Source organism: Ruficoccus sp. ZRK36, from assembly GCF_019603315.1.
Taxonomy (GTDB): domain Bacteria; phylum Verrucomicrobiota; class Verrucomicrobiia; order Opitutales; family Cerasicoccaceae; genus Ruficoccus.
The window spans coordinates 2,001,130-2,015,510 of the sequence record NZ_CP080649.1 but is presented as its reverse complement, the minus strand read 5'-3'; the positions used below and the strand labels follow the sequence as shown (position 1 = coordinate 2,015,510).

General features: G+C 60.4%; 11 protein-coding genes and 2 tRNA genes. 9 read left to right on the top strand and 4 right to left on the bottom strand.

Annotated features, from left to right (window positions below):
* The first annotated feature begins 202 nt into the window (after nucleotides 1-202).
* The 3 genes from K0V07_RS08870 (at nucleotide 203) to ugpC (ending at nucleotide 2,566) form a co-directional block, all read left to right on the top strand.
* Nucleotides 203-279, top strand: a tRNA-Arg gene (locus K0V07_RS08870).
* A gap of 360 nt (nucleotides 280-639) precedes the next feature.
* Nucleotides 640-1,260 (top strand): carbonic anhydrase, encoded by a 621-nt coding sequence (locus K0V07_RS08865; RefSeq protein ID WP_220621033.1) that lies wholly within the window; start codon nucleotides 640-642, stop codon nucleotides 1,258-1,260.
* A gap of 187 nt (nucleotides 1,261-1,447) precedes the next feature.
* The gene (gene ugpC / locus K0V07_RS08860; protein WP_286652997.1) at nucleotides 1,448-2,566 is read left to right on the top strand and encodes a sn-glycerol-3-phosphate ABC transporter ATP-binding protein UgpC; all 1,119 of its coding nucleotides are present in this window, start codon (nucleotides 1,448-1,450) and stop codon (nucleotides 2,564-2,566) included.
* Nucleotide 2,567: 1 nt separating this feature from the next.
* Here ugpC and K0V07_RS08855 read toward each other — a convergent pair.
* From K0V07_RS08855 to K0V07_RS08845, 3 genes are all read right to left on the bottom strand, one after another.
* A tRNA-Leu gene (locus K0V07_RS08855) sits at nucleotides 2,568-2,654 on the bottom strand.
* 166 nt (nucleotides 2,655-2,820) lie between these two features.
* Complete coding sequence (locus K0V07_RS08850; RefSeq protein ID WP_220621031.1) at nucleotides 2,821-4,215, bottom strand: sulfatase; 1,395 nt, start codon at nucleotides 4,213-4,215, stop codon at nucleotides 2,821-2,823.
* Nucleotides 4,216-4,436: 221 nt separating this feature from the next.
* A complete protein-coding gene (locus K0V07_RS08845; RefSeq protein WP_220621030.1) occupies nucleotides 4,437-5,288 on the bottom strand; it encodes a PEP-CTERM sorting domain-containing protein in 852 nt (283 codons plus the stop codon).
* Nucleotides 5,289-5,476: 188 nt separating this feature from the next.
* On the opposite strand from K0V07_RS08845, the gene K0V07_RS08840 reads away from it, so the two are divergent.
* From K0V07_RS08840 to K0V07_RS08830, 3 genes are all read left to right on the top strand, one after another.
* The gene (locus K0V07_RS08840; RefSeq protein ID WP_220621029.1) at nucleotides 5,477-6,550 is read left to right on the top strand and encodes a LacI family DNA-binding transcriptional regulator; all 1,074 of its coding nucleotides are present in this window, start codon (nucleotides 5,477-5,479) and stop codon (nucleotides 6,548-6,550) included.
* Between the two features lie 336 nt (nucleotides 6,551-6,886).
* Nucleotides 6,887-8,347, top strand: coding sequence for a sulfatase (locus K0V07_RS08835; protein ID WP_220621028.1), 1,461 nt, complete (start codon nucleotides 6,887-6,889; stop codon nucleotides 8,345-8,347).
* A gap of 8 nt (nucleotides 8,348-8,355) precedes the next feature.
* The gene (locus tag K0V07_RS08830; protein ID WP_220621027.1) at nucleotides 8,356-10,491 is read left to right on the top strand and encodes a heparinase II/III family protein; all 2,136 of its coding nucleotides are present in this window, start codon (nucleotides 8,356-8,358) and stop codon (nucleotides 10,489-10,491) included.
* A 63-nt stretch (nucleotides 10,492-10,554) separates the two neighbouring features.
* Here K0V07_RS08830 and K0V07_RS08825 read toward each other — a convergent pair whose 3' ends face one another.
* Nucleotides 10,555-11,469 carry a hypothetical protein gene (locus K0V07_RS08825; protein ID WP_220621026.1) on the bottom strand — a complete coding sequence of 305 codons (915 nt, stop codon included), beginning with the start codon at nucleotides 11,467-11,469 and terminating at the stop codon, nucleotides 10,555-10,557.
* A 30-nt stretch (nucleotides 11,470-11,499) separates the two neighbouring features.
* Between K0V07_RS08825 and K0V07_RS08820 the strand changes: the two genes are divergently transcribed.
* The 3 genes from K0V07_RS08820 (at nucleotide 11,500) to thiD (ending at nucleotide 14,378) form a co-directional block, all read left to right on the top strand.
* On the top strand, nucleotides 11,500-12,324 hold the full coding sequence (locus tag K0V07_RS08820; protein WP_220621025.1) for an MBL fold metallo-hydrolase: 825 nt from the start codon (nucleotides 11,500-11,502) through the stop codon (nucleotides 12,322-12,324).
* 91 nt (nucleotides 12,325-12,415) lie between these two features.
* Nucleotides 12,416-13,444, top strand: coding sequence for an NAD(P)-dependent oxidoreductase (locus K0V07_RS08815; protein WP_220621024.1), 1,029 nt, complete (start codon nucleotides 12,416-12,418; stop codon nucleotides 13,442-13,444).
* 136 nt (nucleotides 13,445-13,580) lie between these two features.
* Nucleotides 13,581-14,378, top strand: a complete 798-nt coding sequence (gene thiD, locus K0V07_RS08810; RefSeq protein ID WP_220621023.1) for a bifunctional hydroxymethylpyrimidine kinase/phosphomethylpyrimidine kinase — start codon at nucleotides 13,581-13,583, stop codon at nucleotides 14,376-14,378.
* Nucleotides 14,379-14,381 lie beyond the last annotated feature (3 nt).

Genomic DNA, 14,381 nt, shown 5'->3' with positions numbered 1-14,381 from the left:
GTCGCGGACAGGCCCTTTCAATCACGGCAAGGGCTCAGAGTCAAGCCCATCGTCCTACAGGTTATTACAGCCCAAGCCATTACGGACTATCGCCCGGTTTTTACCGCGAATAACGCCGTACAAATAAAATGCATTTTTCGTAAAAGTTCTGCTTGCCAAGCCCCGGTACGATGCTTTGAATCCCACGCTTTCCTTCAAGCGTGCACCCGTAGCTCAATTGGATAGAGCGCCTGACTACGGATCAGGAGGTTAGGGGTTCGACTCCCTTCGGGTGTGCCATTTGAATTTAGCGGAAGTTCCGCATTTTCAGGGCTTTGGCGGCTGTCCCGCAAATTTGGCCCAGTCCGGTAAAGTCCGACACGATTCGGTAAAATCCGGAAATAACGGTAAATGCTGGCACACATTGTGTCTCCACACAGCGACCGGGCTCGCAGAGGCATTAGCCTCGTGTCTAGGCATCATACGTCCACCCATTCAGGATGCGTCACCTCAGTTAGCAGCGGTATGCATCGAGCCGGACGGGAAGCCATGTCGGACCGATTGCGGACAACCAATGGCCTCCCTGCCCCACTGGACGGTCGGGAATAAAAAGCACTTCCGATCTTGCTATAAGAGAAGCTGTTTACACTTTAACCCCTAATGATAGATGCATTGGAAGCCCTAGCCCGTCTGCGTGAAGGTAACAAACGTTTCGCCACCGGGGTGCGTAGTATCGATACCATGATCGCCCAGGCCCATAAGCCCGATCTGGTGGCGGGACAGGCTCCGTTTGCAGTCATCCTCGGCTGTTCAGATTCCAGGGTCCCGGTCGAAATCGTCTTCGACCAAGGTCTGGGAGACCTGTTCGTTATCCGTGTGGCCGGGAATGTCGTCGCATCCTCCCAGATCGGGAGCGTCGAGTTTGCGGCGGAGAGCTTCGGAACACGACTCGTCGTTGTGCTTGGCCACAGCAGTTGCGGGGCCGTCAGCGCAACCTTGGACACGATCCGCAACCCCGACTCCCAGAACTCCCCCGGCCTGCTCTCCATCGTCAATCGCATCCGCCCTGCGATCGAGGAGCTCGTCCACGAAGACGACAGCGAGCCCGTGCTTAAGCACCGGGCTGTGCGCTCAAACGTCCGCATGGCTGCCCAGATGCTACGCAGCGGCTCAGCCCTGCTTGAGCGCCTCATCCTCAATGACGGACTGCTCGTCGTCGGTGCTGAGTATTCCCTTGAGACTGGTCTGGTGGATTTCTTTGATGGCCTGCCCCCGGAGTAAGCCCCTCCCGGCACGATAAGCTAAGCCACGAGTGGTAGCTTCGGGAGCGTTGTCTGCATGCCGTGAGAATATTCGCGCAGACAACGAACCTTGCATGCCGAGCGCGCGATTGTATAGCTTGCTCCCCTCCGCTGAAACACCGTGCCATGCACGCAGGTTTCTAACGCGCATCCCAAATCGCACCCACGTGGCCACCGTCAGCATCTGCAATCTCGTCAAAGAATACCGGGAAGCCCGTAAGCCGGCCTTTGCCGCGGTCAAAGGGATCGACCTGGAGATCCGCGACCGCGAGTTTATGGTTCTGGTCGGCCCCTCCGGCTGCGGGAAGTCCACCACCCTGCGCATGGTTGCCGGGCTAGAGGAGATCACCAGCGGAACGATCGCCATCGACGGACGCATCGTCAATGACGTGGCCCCCAAGGACCGGGACATCGCCATGGTTTTCCAGAACTACGCGCTGTACCCGCACATGAGCGTCTACGACAACATGGCATTCGGGCTGAAGCTGCGCAAACTCCCGACCAGGGAGATCCGTCAGCGGGTCGAGGAGGCCGCCGACATCCTCGGGCTCGGCGAGCTGCTCGACCGCCGCCCCAAGGCGCTCTCTGGCGGGCAACGTCAGCGCGTGGCCGTGGGCCGCGCCCTCGTCCGCAAGCCCAAGGTCTTTCTGTTCGACGAGCCCCTCTCCAACCTCGATGCCAAGATGCGCGTGCAGATGCGCACCGAGATTTCCCGTCTGCACAAGCGGCTCGAAGCGACCATGATCTACGTCACCCATGACCAGACGGAGGCCATGACCATGGGTGAGCGCATCTGCGTGATGAAAGACGGAAACCTCATGCAGGTTGACACGCCGCTGACCCTCTACAAACAACCGGCGAATACTTTTGTCGGGGGCTTCATCGGCAGCCCGCCGATGAACTTTTTCCACGGGAAGGTCGAGCGTCAGAGCGATGAAATCAGCTTCATTGAAGACAGTCCCTCCGCTTCCGCACTCAAGGTAAAGCTTCCTCCACGCGACAGTGTTGAACCATCCCTTCATGCTCGGTCCGTTGTCCTCGGCATCCGCCCCGAGGATATCCACGTGGACACGACAGGGACCTCCCCGATCATGATGCGAATCGACGTCGCCGAGCCGATGGGTGCGGAGACGTATCTATATTTCAATACAGGAGCGGCACCCTTTATCGCGCGCGTCCACGCCGACCACTCCTTCCGCGCCGGAGAGGAAATCCGCCTGCGCTTCGACACGGCCAAGGCCCTGCTCTTTGACCCGGCAAGCGGGGATCGCCTCGACGAAATATAAATGGTGCTCAGGGCGGGACTCGAACCCGCACGGCCTTGCGGCCACTGGATCCTAAGTCCAGTGCGTCTGCCAATTCCGCCACCTGAGCAGGTTTCCGGTCATGACCGGCCAGACGAAACGGCAAACAGAAAAGAAATTCTCAGCGAACGCAAGACCGCAAACGCCAAGAAGTTTTTTGAGCCGATGTCGCAGACCAGATGAGCTAAAGCGCCACCCCCTTCCAGGGAGCGTGGAGCCAACCCTCAGAGTCTAGCCTAGTGCTTGCGCTCTTCTTCGCGGGGGGCGTTCGGAGCGTTGGTGGTCGGGAGCCACTGGGCCAGGTCGGTTTTTACGGAGGCGTAGGCAGGGTCATTGGCGAGGTTGGTCCACTCATTGGGGTCGACATCGTGGTCGTAGAGCTCCTCGTCGCCGTTCTCGTAGCGGATGTAGCGCCAGCGCTCCGAGCGCACGGCGTGATTGCCGTAGAAGTTGGTCGTCACGGCCGGATAGGGCCAGGCTTCCTCGGGGTCTTTCATCAGCGGGACGAGGCTGCGCCCTTCCAGGACTGTGGGCACATCTTTCAATTCACAGAGCTGAGCCAGCGTCGGATAGAGATCCAGCAGGCTAACCGTACGGGAGCTGACGGTGCCGGGCTCAGTCACGCCGGGCACCCGGAAGATTAGCAGCACGCGGTCGGACTCCTCCCAGAGCGTGTACTTCGTAAAGTGTTGCTTCTCGCCGAGGTGGAAGCCGTGGTCACTCCAGAGCACGACAATGGTGTTGTCGGCGTAGGGGCTGTTTTTCAGGGCATCGAGAACGCGGCCGACCTGCTCGTCGGTAAAGGAAATGCATGCGCGATAGGCCTGGATCGCCCGGCGCATGATGTCGCCCTGAGACTCCATTTTTTTATAGTTCGGCCCACGGTATTTCCAGGCGGTCTTTTTACCGGCCAGCGGTATGTCTTCGAGGTCGTCATCCTTTACCTCTGGCATGACCACCTCATCCATCGGATAGAGGTCAAAGAAGCGCGGCGGGCAGTAGAACGGCAGGTGCGGGCGGATGAAACCAACGCCGAGGAAGAACGGCCTGTCCTGTGGCTCGGAGAGGAACTTCACCGCCTCAGTGGCGCAGTTATAGTCCCCGAATGCCGGATCCGGGGCATCGACCGGACCCCAGTCGTACTGCCCCTTACCGGGGTACTCCGTCTCCACCGGGTCCTCGGGCCAGATACCGTGGCCGAAGCGTTTGTATACATCCCAGGAGGCTTTGTCTCCGTTGTAGCGGTTATGATAAATCTTCCCCAGGCCGACGGAGAGGTAGCCGTTTTCACGGAAAAGCTGCGGCAGCGTGACGACGTCGGGCATGTGCGGACGCCAGGGCTGGTCATTGAGATAGATGCCCGTCGTGGCGGCGCTCATCCCGGTGAGGATCGCTGTGCGCGAGGGATTACAGGCCGGGGATGAGCAGTAGGCACGGGAAAAGACCTCTCCGGAGGCCGAGAGCGCATCCATGTTTGGCGTGAGCGCGGCTTCCTCGTCTTCGAGAGGGCCGACCCAGTCGTTCATATCGTCCACGGCGATGAAGAGCACATTCGGGCGCTCAGGCGTAGCCGCGGAGAGATTCACGCTCAGGGCAGCACCCAGCACAAACAAGAGATAAACACGCTTCATAAAAATAGTCTCCTAAGGGGTAAAACGTATCAATGCACGCTATGGGGTCACAGCATAGTTTTAACACTGACGCCAAGTCCATCGAATCCGCGTTACATACGTATGCAGACCCACTGCGCCCCGACACCAGCAGCAACAACGAATGGCGAGGAGTCATCGGGGGCCACCGGAACAATGCGTTCCGGTGGCGCCTTTTGGACATCCCGGACCCCTCTCCGGGATTAAAGCTTGCGGCGACGACGCAGCACCAGAGCCGACAGCCCGACAACGAGGGCCAACAGCGCAGCCGACTCTGCGGGCTCGGGAACGGTGGTGGTGTACGTCTCCAAGTTATCGATCATGAACTCGCCCTCCGTGCCCCCGAAGGTCACGATCCCAAAGCGCCCGAGCTCAACACTCGGCGTGGTAAAGCCTACCGATGCGGCGACCAGCACGCCATCGACATACAGGTCGAAGGAATAGGCCGACAGGGTCACCGATCCGCTACCGGCGAGCGACGTGTAGGAGAAGTTGCTGTCCGTCCCATTGGCGACGATGTCCATCGTATGGGCACCCGTGGGATCTGAAACCGAGAGGTTTCCACCGGTCCAGCCGAGTTTACCGTCGTTGAAGAGGCTGATATGCACACTGTGCGTCGTCCCCCCCGAGAAGGCATCCGTATCCGCACTGGTGAAGCAGATCGTGCCAAAGTTAGAGGTGCCGCTGGTCAGCTGGGCAAAGCTGAAATCAAAGCTGGCCCGCACGATGTCGTAGCTCTGGCTGTTGTCCCCAAAGTTGATCCCCGCACGCGCGATCTGGCTATCGGAAAGATCATAAAAGTACAGAGCGTTTCCGCTGCCAAAGACACTGGCCGGAAGCGTCACGCCATAGGGGTTGGTGCCGCCCTCCTCGTTGGTCACGTTATCGTTGCCCCCGGTATTGGAAGGAGCATTCGTGTTGTACCAGTTACCACCCGGCTGATCGCCAAAGGAGTAGCTGTTGAAGTCATCGGAGACGAGGTCCGTCCACTGCGCCTGACACAGGGCCGATAGCGCGATTGTTGAGAGGCTGAGTAAAAGTGTTTTTTTGTCCATAGGGTGTCGTGTTTCGAGGGGTTGAAGGGTTTGGGTGCTACTGTTTCCAGCACACTCTAATACCTAGACCGGGCCCCTGCCAGTGTCCACGGAGGGCTCTGTTTATACTTATTAATTTCATTTGAGTTCAGGCTCGGCTCGTTGTACTGTCCCCACACCGCATTCCAGCCTTCATCTATCAAGTAAGCATGGCCGACCTTGTTACCCAGAAAGACCTTGCCGAGGCAACCGGACTGAGTCAGCCCACCGTCAGCCTGGCCCTGCGCGACGACCCCCGCATCAGTGAGAAAACCCGCCAGAAGGTCCTGCGGACGGCACGGCGTTTGGGTTACTTCAAAGACCCCATGCTGACCGCCCTGGCCTCCTACCGAGAAAACCTTCAGGAGAAAGGCTACCACGGCACACTGGCCTGGCTGAATGACCCTGAGGTCTACAAGCTGAAAAGCTATAGTGACTCTGCCTGGCTCCATTATCGGGAGGGGGCCCAGCAGCAGGCACTCAAAAGCGGTTACCGGCTGGAGAACTTCGAGGTGGATATGCAGGCCCCCAACCAGCGCCGCTTATCGGACATCCTTTACAACCGCGGGATCGAGGGCGTCATCCTGCCGCCCCTCCTGCATCCCGGCCCGGCACTCAAGCTCGAGTGGAAGCACTTCGCCGCCGTCACCTTTGGTTGGTCGGTCACGGAGCCGCGCTTCCACTCGGTCTGCCCGAACCACTACTACAACGCCTCGGAGATCGTCCGCAATCTCCACGCGCTGGGCTATCGCCGGGTCGCCGCTATCATATCGCTGGGCCCCAAGGAAATCGGCAAGTTTAACCACCATCTATGGCCACAGGGATTCGAAATCAGCGTGCTCGGCTCGGGGCTGCAAAAGCTGATCCCCACCCTGCGCCTACGCTCCTCATACAGCCGAGAGGCAGAACTGCTGCAAGCCTGGTACCTCCAATACCGCCCGGACGCGGTGGCCGTCCTCTCGGACTATACCCCCTTTGTCGAAAATACGCTGAAAGAGATCGGCGTCCACAGCCCTCGCGACATCGGTATTGCCCAGTTCTCCTGCCTGGAGCAGGAGCGTTATTATGCTGGCATCCATGAGCATCCCCAGTCGGTCGGAGCCGCCGCGGTGGATGTACTGGTCGGAGCGATTCGGCGCCGCGAGTTCGGGGTGCCGGAAGTCCGGCGCATGCTCCAGCTTGAGAGCGTCTGGAAAGACGGCCAAACGGTCAGAAAACAAACCAAACGCACAGGGCGCGCCTGACGCATTTCCCTTCATTCAACGCAACTCGCTTGTCCCCCTTTCCGACCACAGATTCAGGCATCTATCTTCGCCGACCACTTAATACGTATGCATCGCAGATTCTATTGAGGTCCGGTAGCACGGATCACTAGGGTCTGTTCAGGTAAACGGAAAAGATGGATAGCTGAGGAATTTTTCGAGGCTGGATTGATGTTTTGAGACGAAGTGAATCAAGATTCATCGAGTCGAAAAACGTCGATTCCAGATCAAAAAGACCCAGCTTAAGCCGCTTTGAGCGTTTACCTGAACAGACCCTAGGCTCGCACTTTCACCTCCCCTCACCCCACCTGACTTTTTATGAAGCAAATCCTGCGTACTATCTCTATGGGCTTTGCCCTTGCCTTCACCACCCAGGCAGCCAGCGCCAAGAACGTCGTCTTTATCCTCGCCGATGACTTGAGCACCCGCCTCGAGTGCTACGGCGGCCCGGTCATTTCCCCCAATCTGGATCAACTGGCCGACGAGGGCAGCCTCTTCGAGCATGCCTACGTCCAGGCCACAATCTGCACACCCTCACGGGCCAGCATCATGACCGGTATGCGCCCCGACGCTGTCGGCACCCGCGACAACAACTACCGCAAGTCGCGCTTCCGTAACTTCCTGCCCGATGTGCAGACGCTGCCCCAGTACCTGCAAAAGTTTGGCTACACCTCCATCGGACTGGGCAAGACCTACGGTCCGCCCGACCCGGCCTCGTGGTCACGCCGCGACTTGGGCGAAGCCGGCGGTGCGGATCAATACGCCCTGCCCGAAAACCAGAAGATTTTCCAGGACAACTTCGACCGCAACAACGGCTGGAAAGGTGGCTGGATCAAAATGGGGCCGCTCACTGAATCCGCGGACGCGCCGGACTCCGCCTATCCGGACGGCCGGGTGACGCAGAAGGCCATCGAGATCATGCGCGAGCTAAAGGACGAACCCTTTTTCCTCTATGTCGGCTACCAGCGCCCCCACCGGCCCTTTGCCGCGCCGAAGAAGTTCTTTGACCTGTACGCGGACGAGACACTTCCCTTCCCCGAGCCGGGCGGCATCCCCGAAGGGGCGCCTTCCCTCGCCGTGCGCGGGAGCCGTAAGGCCGCCCTCCAGCCCGGAGACCCGCGCTACGATGTCGAGTACGAGCAAATGATCGGCCACTACGCCTCGGCCAGCTTCGTTGACGACCTGGTCGGCCAGATCATGGACGCCATCAAGGAGCTCGACCTGCAGGACGAGACGCTCGTTATCTTCACCGCCGACCATGGATTCCATGTGGGCGACAATGGCCGCTGGGACAAATCCGCGCTCTTCGAGGCCACTTGCGGCGTGCCGCTGATCATCCACGTCCCCGGTAACAAGGCCCAGCCCCTGCGCATCGACCAGGCCGTTGAGCTCATCGACCTGTACCCGACGGTGCTCGACTTCCTGGAGCTTCCCCACCCGCCGGGATTGGCCGGTAAGAGCCTGATGCCGCAGATGCTCGACCCGAATGCCCAGGGCAAGGACGTCGCCTATACCGAGACGCTTCGCGGTAAGGGCGGCAAAAACGCCGCCATGAACTGGGATGGCAGTATCGAGGGGCGCAGCGTCCGCAGTGGAGACTACCGCCTCAACCGCTGGTGGGACGCCAAGACCGGCAAGGTCCTCGCCCTGGAACTCTACGACTACTCCCTGCCCCAACCGGAAACCAAGAACCTCGCCAACGACCCGGCCTACGCAGACGTTCAGGCCAAGCTGCTTGCCCAGCTCAACGCCGAATGGCCCCTCCCGGACAGCAAATAATCATTAACATGCTTACACCCATTTCCCTCAAAAAACCCCTCCTGACCACCCTTCCAGCCCTGTCACTGGCTGCGCTTAGCCTGTTTAGCACCGGGTGTCAGGAGCAGGCAAAAACAGCCCCTGAAGCACCGACCACCCCCAAGGCCTCTGTCGCCGCACCGCTCGCACCGACAGAGGCGACCATCGCGACCTTTGACGCGCCCGACCCGCTCCCCGCGCTGGGAGACGAAGAGCTAAACAATATCTATGCCGGGCGTGAAAAGCTCCCGCCGCCACCCGTACCCACTGCGGAGCAGATCGACAAGATCGCTGCCACCCTGACGACCGAGCCGGTAGGAGTCGGAGCCCCCGCCAGCAATCGTGAAGTCTGGGACGCCCTTGCTGCTCAGCCGGAGGCTGACTTTTTGATGAAGTGCGCCGAGAAGGCGCTTAACGATCCGATCGTCCCGATCACGAAAGAGCTTTGGCAATCCTATGAAAAGACCGGGAGCCGGCTCCCCTACCAGGAGGCGGCAAACTCCCGCTACGAGCGGCTGCGCGACCTGGCCCTGGGCGAAGCCCTGGAGTACAAGGGACGCTTTCTGCCCGCCTTGGAGGCGACACTGACCGCCATCCTCGATCAGGGGGCCTGGAGCATCCCCTCCCATAACAAAAGCCTGAACGTCTTCGAGGGGAAGGAAATCACCATCGACCTGCCCTCCTCGCAGCTCGCGTGGACACTGGCCACGATAGACTACTGGCTCGCCGATGTCCTGGACCCCGCTCTGCACGCCCGCGTGAAATCCGAGATCGAGCACCGTGTGCTCGGCCCCTACCTGAAGGCCGTCCGCACCGGTAAGCCGTTCTGGTGGATGGTCAGTCCGAACAACTGGACCGCCGTCTGCGGCGGCTCGATCACCGGGGCAGCGCTGACGCTGGAGACGGACCCCAAACTGCGGGCTGAGTTCATCGCCATCGCCGAGGTCATACTCGGGCGCTATATCGACAGTTTCAGCACGGAGGGCATCAGCGAGGAAGGTCTTGGCTACTGGACCTACGGCTACGGGCATTTCCTCTACGCCAGCGAGGAGATCCGCAAATCCACGCAGGGCGCGATCGACCTGCTGGATAACGAGCAGGTGTTTCGCATCAGCCAGTCACCCGTCACCCTCGAGCTCTCCGACGGCGTCTATGGGGCGTTCGGAGACCAGTCAGCGACCGGCTCACCGGACATGCGTCTGGTTCGGTTTTCGGCTGTCCGCTACGGGCTCCCCGGCGCCGACCGCAGCGAGTTTGGCGTGATCAACCGCGGAGCGCGCCACTCGCTCGGGCCGCATCTTTACTCGCTCATCATCCGGTCCTTTGGTGAGGACGCTCCGCAGGTTAAAAACTTCAACGCCGCAGACCTGAGCATGGACGATCCGGCGCTTCGGAGCTGGTTCCCCAACAGCGAGCAGTACATCTGCCGCCCCGGCCCCGATGCCGATAAAGGCATGAGCGTCGCCATCCGCATCAGCAATAACGGTGAGCACCACAACCACAATGATATCGGCAGCTATGTCGTCGAGTACGAGGGCGAGCCCGTCCTGCTCGACCCCGGCATGGAGCGCTACTCCGCCAAGTCCTTCAGCAAGCATCGCTATGACGTGAGCCTGAACAATTCATTCGGGCACCCGGTCCCGCTCGTCGCCGGGCGCATGCAGAAGCTCGGTAAAGACTCCTACGGTGAAGTCATCAGCGCGACCGCCGGTGATCAGACCGACACCATCACGATCGACATGACCCAGGGCTATCGTTCACCTGGCCTTGAGCAGCTGGTACGCACCCTTCGCTATGAGCGCCCCGGAAAAAACAACCCCGGCTCAATCGTCGTCACCGACTGTGTTCTCAACAGCCAGCCGGAAGCCTTTTCGACCGCTCTGGTCTCGCGTGGCAGCTTTGAAGTCCTCGACGATTCGACGGTCAAGGTCACGCACAAAGGCGTGTCCCTCTATGCGACCATCGACACCGGCGGCGAGCCCTTCGCTATCGCCGAGAGCCCGGTGCTGGGATTCTTCAAACCCGAGAAGCCCGTCGCCCACCGTCTGGGCATCTACCTGACATCACCGGTTAAAAAGGCCTGCATCGCAGTGACGATCAGCCCGACCCCTCCGGCCCAGAAGTAGAGCGGGCGCGAATCTCGCGCACTGGAGAGCAAACGGAATGCTGCTGTGAAAACAGCGGCCGTTCTATTGCTGGACCTCGATCAGATCCGTGATGGGGATGACGAAGAGTTTTCCCTGCTCGTTGGTGACCAGCAGCGTGTCACGATCGATAAAGCAGATGGCCTCGCACTGCCCGAGGCGGTAGGGACGCCAGTAGACCTTGCCCTCCGGCAGGCGGTCGATGTCTCCCTCGGGTGGCTCAAAGACCCATACGTTGTCATAGGAGAGCACGGCCACGCGGCTGCCGTCGGGCAAGGCATCGGCAGCGGTCACCATCCCGCGCGCCCCGAAGCGGCACACGAGTGTCAGCGCGTTGGGCTTATCCTCGCGGTAGGAGTCGAAACGATAGAGGCAGGTATCGGCGTCGGCACGGTGCTTGGTCAGCACATACCAGGTATCATTGGCGACAAAGATCGCCTCTACATCGAAGTTCGCCTCGGCGGGAGGAAAGGATTTTTGTTCAGGGAAGTAAAACGGGATCGCGCGCTTGACGATGGCCTGGTTCGCATCGATGGGGTTGGGCTCAGGCACGATATACACACAGAGGTCTTCACGCATGTTGGCGTTGTTACCAAAGTCGCCGATCAGCAGGTTCCCCTTGTGGTCCGAGGCGATGTCCTCCCAGTCCCGACTCTGCGCAAGCTTCACGGGTATGCCCAGCCCGTCTCCCATGGCGACGGTCTCCCCCTGCAGGGTCACCGGAAATATCCGGGCGCGGTCACCGCTGTCATTGTGAGTCCAATACACACCCTCGTAGCGGGTACTTTTGGCAATGCCCGAGCTTTCATCAATGAGGTGGGAATGGAAGCTCGCGGCGGGCTCGATCTTACGCGGGGCAGTGATCGGGACAGACACACGCGTGTAGGGTACCTCTGAGCTGGCACAGCCCGCCACCAGCATCGCCAGTATACCAGATAGTATCGGAATTGCTCTTGTCATTTTAGTAGGAAATTAGCAGTATGCGCAGACATGGTCTTACACCTCGAAGACAACGCTGAAGACGTCGTCGCCAAGGCACAAAGCGGTCTTGGCCTGACAGACGAACAGCTAAGCGAAAAATCCGGTTTGAGCAAGGAGCGTCTGACCGAAGTCAAAAATGGAGAAACAGACGAGGCCGCCCTCCGGGCTCTTGCCCCCCACCTGAACCTGAATGCGGATGCCCTCGTCGATCTGGGTGCCGGTAAGTACCAGCCTGCCGAAGTCCAGACGGAAGGCCTCCTGGCCATTACAACCCCCTACCCCGAGGGCTACGAAGGCATGACCGTTAATGCCTATATTATTTACGACCCTCAGACCCGCGACGCCATCGCCTTTGACAGCGGGGCCGATGCGACCCCCATACTCGAGGCCATCAGGCAGCACGAGCTGAACGTCCGGCTCATCCTGCTGACCCACTCACACGGCGACCACATCAAGGATCTGCCACGCCTGCAGAAAGAGACCGGCAACCCTCCGACCTACATCTCCTGCCACGAGCCCATCGACGGTGCAGCCGCCATCGATGCGGGCGCCAGCTTTACACTCGGATCCCTCGGTGTCCTCTCCCTGGACACAGCCGGGCACTCCGCAGGCGGCATGACCTTCGTTGTCCAGGGGCTCAAGAGCACCGTAGCCGTTGTGGGGGACTCGCTTTTTGCCGGGTCGATGGGTGGCGCACCCAGTGCCTGGGAGCAAGCTCTGCGCAACAATCGCGAGAAGATATTGACCCTCCCCCCGGAGTCCATCCTCTGCCCGGGCCACGGCCCGATGACAACCGTCGCCGAGGAGCGCGAGCACAACCCCTGCCTCGCCTAGGCGAGAGACTTTCACATCCCCTTTCCCCCATACAGGACGCTTTTGTGCGCCGCCTGCTTGCGGTCTCAGCGTTTGCCCTGTATTGCTGATTATGCCTAAGAAAAAATCCCGTAAAACCAAACCCGCTGTCGGCGTTGTCGGCGTGGGCCGTATGGGCGCGAATATGGCGCGTCGCCTGGCGGACTGTGGTTACCCCGTGAGCGCCGTGTACGATGTCCACCGCCCCTCGGCCGAATCACTCGCTGAAGAACTGGGCTGTGCCGCTCCGGCCAAGCTGAGCGAAGTCACCGCCGCCTCGGATATCGTGTTGACCGTCGTCACGAACGACACAGCCATGAAGCGTATCTTCACGGCTAAGCGCGACAACCTGCTGGAGAAATCCGCCGGTAAGGTTTTCATCAACTGCGCCACTGTCACCCCGGAGCTTCACCGCGACATCCAAAAGCTCGCACGTCGCCGCCGCGCCCAGACACTGGAGGGCTGTATGGCCTCGTCCATTACGCAGGCCCGCGAAGGCACCCTCTATCTCATGATCGGTGGCGAAGAAAAGACCTTTAAGAAGGTCGAGCCCGTGCTCAGCGACTTGAGCAAGGACCTGATCTACGTCGGCAAGGCGGGCAAGGCTGCCGAGGTCAAGGCACTGGTCAACATGGTCATGAATATCAACACCGCGGGCCTCGCCGAAGGACTCGGCCTGGGTAAAGCGCTCGGCATTGACCTCGACCTGCTCTGCCGGGTCTTCTCGCAGACAGGGGCCAACAGCCGCGTGCTGGAAACGGACTCCGAGGACATGATCAAGCGCGACCACGACTGCTTTTTCTCGGCCTCTCACGCGGCCAAGGATTCCGGCATCGCACTCAAGCTGGCCCGCAAGAGCCGCCTGAAGCTCCCTGTCGCTACTGCGACCAAAGAGCAGTACGACAAGATGACGGCCGAGGGCCTGGGCGAGCTCGATAAGTCCGGCGTAGCGGAGCTGACATTCCCCGGACGCCACGGCGCGAAAAAGAAGCGCCCGGCTCGCAAGACGGCCCGTAAAGCTACGAAGAAGGCCGCCAAGAAGTCAACGGCTCGCAAGGTGGCGAAGAAAACGGCCCGGAAGGCTGCAAGAAAGCGCAGCTAACGCAGCACTGTAATTTCCACCCCATGCCTGAGGCCACACGCCTCAGGCATTTTTTATGCAACGGCATAGACAACGCCAGCGCTTCGCCCCAGCCAGAGCTTGCCATAGGCGGGCGGTTCGCATTGCATCGATACCTATGAGCGAACTGCCCGTCGCCCTCACCATCGCCACCTCCGACAGCGGAGCCGGGGCCGGCATCCAGGCCGACCTGTTGACCTTTGCCGCGCACGGCGTGTACGGGGTCAGCGCCTTTGCGGCACTCACGGCACAGAACCCCGAGGGCGTCAGCGCGATCCACGAGGTTCCCCCGGATTTCCTCCAGGCACAGCTCGATCAACTGGCCGCCTACTTCCCCATCCGCGCGCTGAAAACGGGCATGCTTTTTTCCGCCCCCCTGATCGAGACCACCGCCCGCTTTATCCAGCGTGAGAACATCCCCGCCGTGGTGGACCCGGTCATGGTCTCCACCTCGGGCGCCGTCCTGCTCCAGCCCGACGCCGTCGCCACACTGGAGAAAGAACTGCTGCCGTGTGCCACCCTGATCACTCCCAATCTCGACGAGGCCACCGTCCTACTCGGTCGCCCCGTGGAGCGTGTGGATAAGCTCGCCGCCACGGCTCAGGAGCTATGCGAGAAATACGGAACCGCCGTCCTGCTCAAAGGCGGCCACCTACCCGGCGGCACTCTCATCGACACCCTCGCCATCCCCGGCGATGAGCCATATCAGCTAAGCTCTAAACGTATTGATAATGTCAATACGCACGGCAGCGGCTGCACGCTATCATCATCCATCGCCGCACACCTCGCACGGGGACTAGAGCTGGCCGAGGCCGTCACCGCTGCTCATGCGTATCTGCAAAGCGCGATGAAGCAGCCCCTGCGTGTCCGTGGTGAGAACTTCATCAGCCACGGAGTCGGCATCGACAACGCCTAGGCA

Bases quoted from the DNA above. Each gene is read 5' to 3' on its own strand.
- K0V07_RS08845 (WP_220621030.1), bottom strand. From the start codon at position 5,288: ATGGACAAAAAAACACTTTTACTCAGCCTCTCAACAATCGCGCTATCG.
- K0V07_RS08865 (WP_220621033.1), top strand. From the start codon at position 640: ATGATAGATGCATTGGAAGCCCTAGCCCGTCTGCGTGAAGGTAACAAA.
- K0V07_RS08815 (WP_220621024.1), top strand. From the start codon at position 12,416: ATGCCTAAGAAAAAATCCCGTAAAACCAAACCCGCTGTCGGCGTTGTC.
- K0V07_RS08825 (WP_220621026.1), bottom strand. From the start codon at position 11,469: ATGACAAGAGCAATTCCGATACTATCTGGTATACTGGCGATGCTGGTG.
- K0V07_RS08840 (WP_220621029.1), top strand. From the start codon at position 5,477: ATGGCCGACCTTGTTACCCAGAAAGACCTTGCCGAGGCAACCGGACTG.
- K0V07_RS08850 (WP_220621031.1), bottom strand. From the start codon at position 4,215: ATGAAGCGTGTTTATCTCTTGTTTGTGCTGGGTGCTGCCCTGAGCGTG.
- K0V07_RS08835 (WP_220621028.1), top strand. From the start codon at position 6,887: ATGAAGCAAATCCTGCGTACTATCTCTATGGGCTTTGCCCTTGCCTTC.
- K0V07_RS08820 (WP_220621025.1), top strand. From the start codon at position 11,500: ATGGTCTTACACCTCGAAGACAACGCTGAAGACGTCGTCGCCAAGGCA.
- K0V07_RS08830 (WP_220621027.1), top strand. From the start codon at position 8,356: ATGCTTACACCCATTTCCCTCAAAAAACCCCTCCTGACCACCCTTCCA.
- thiD (WP_220621023.1), top strand. From the start codon at position 13,581: ATGAGCGAACTGCCCGTCGCCCTCACCATCGCCACCTCCGACAGCGGA.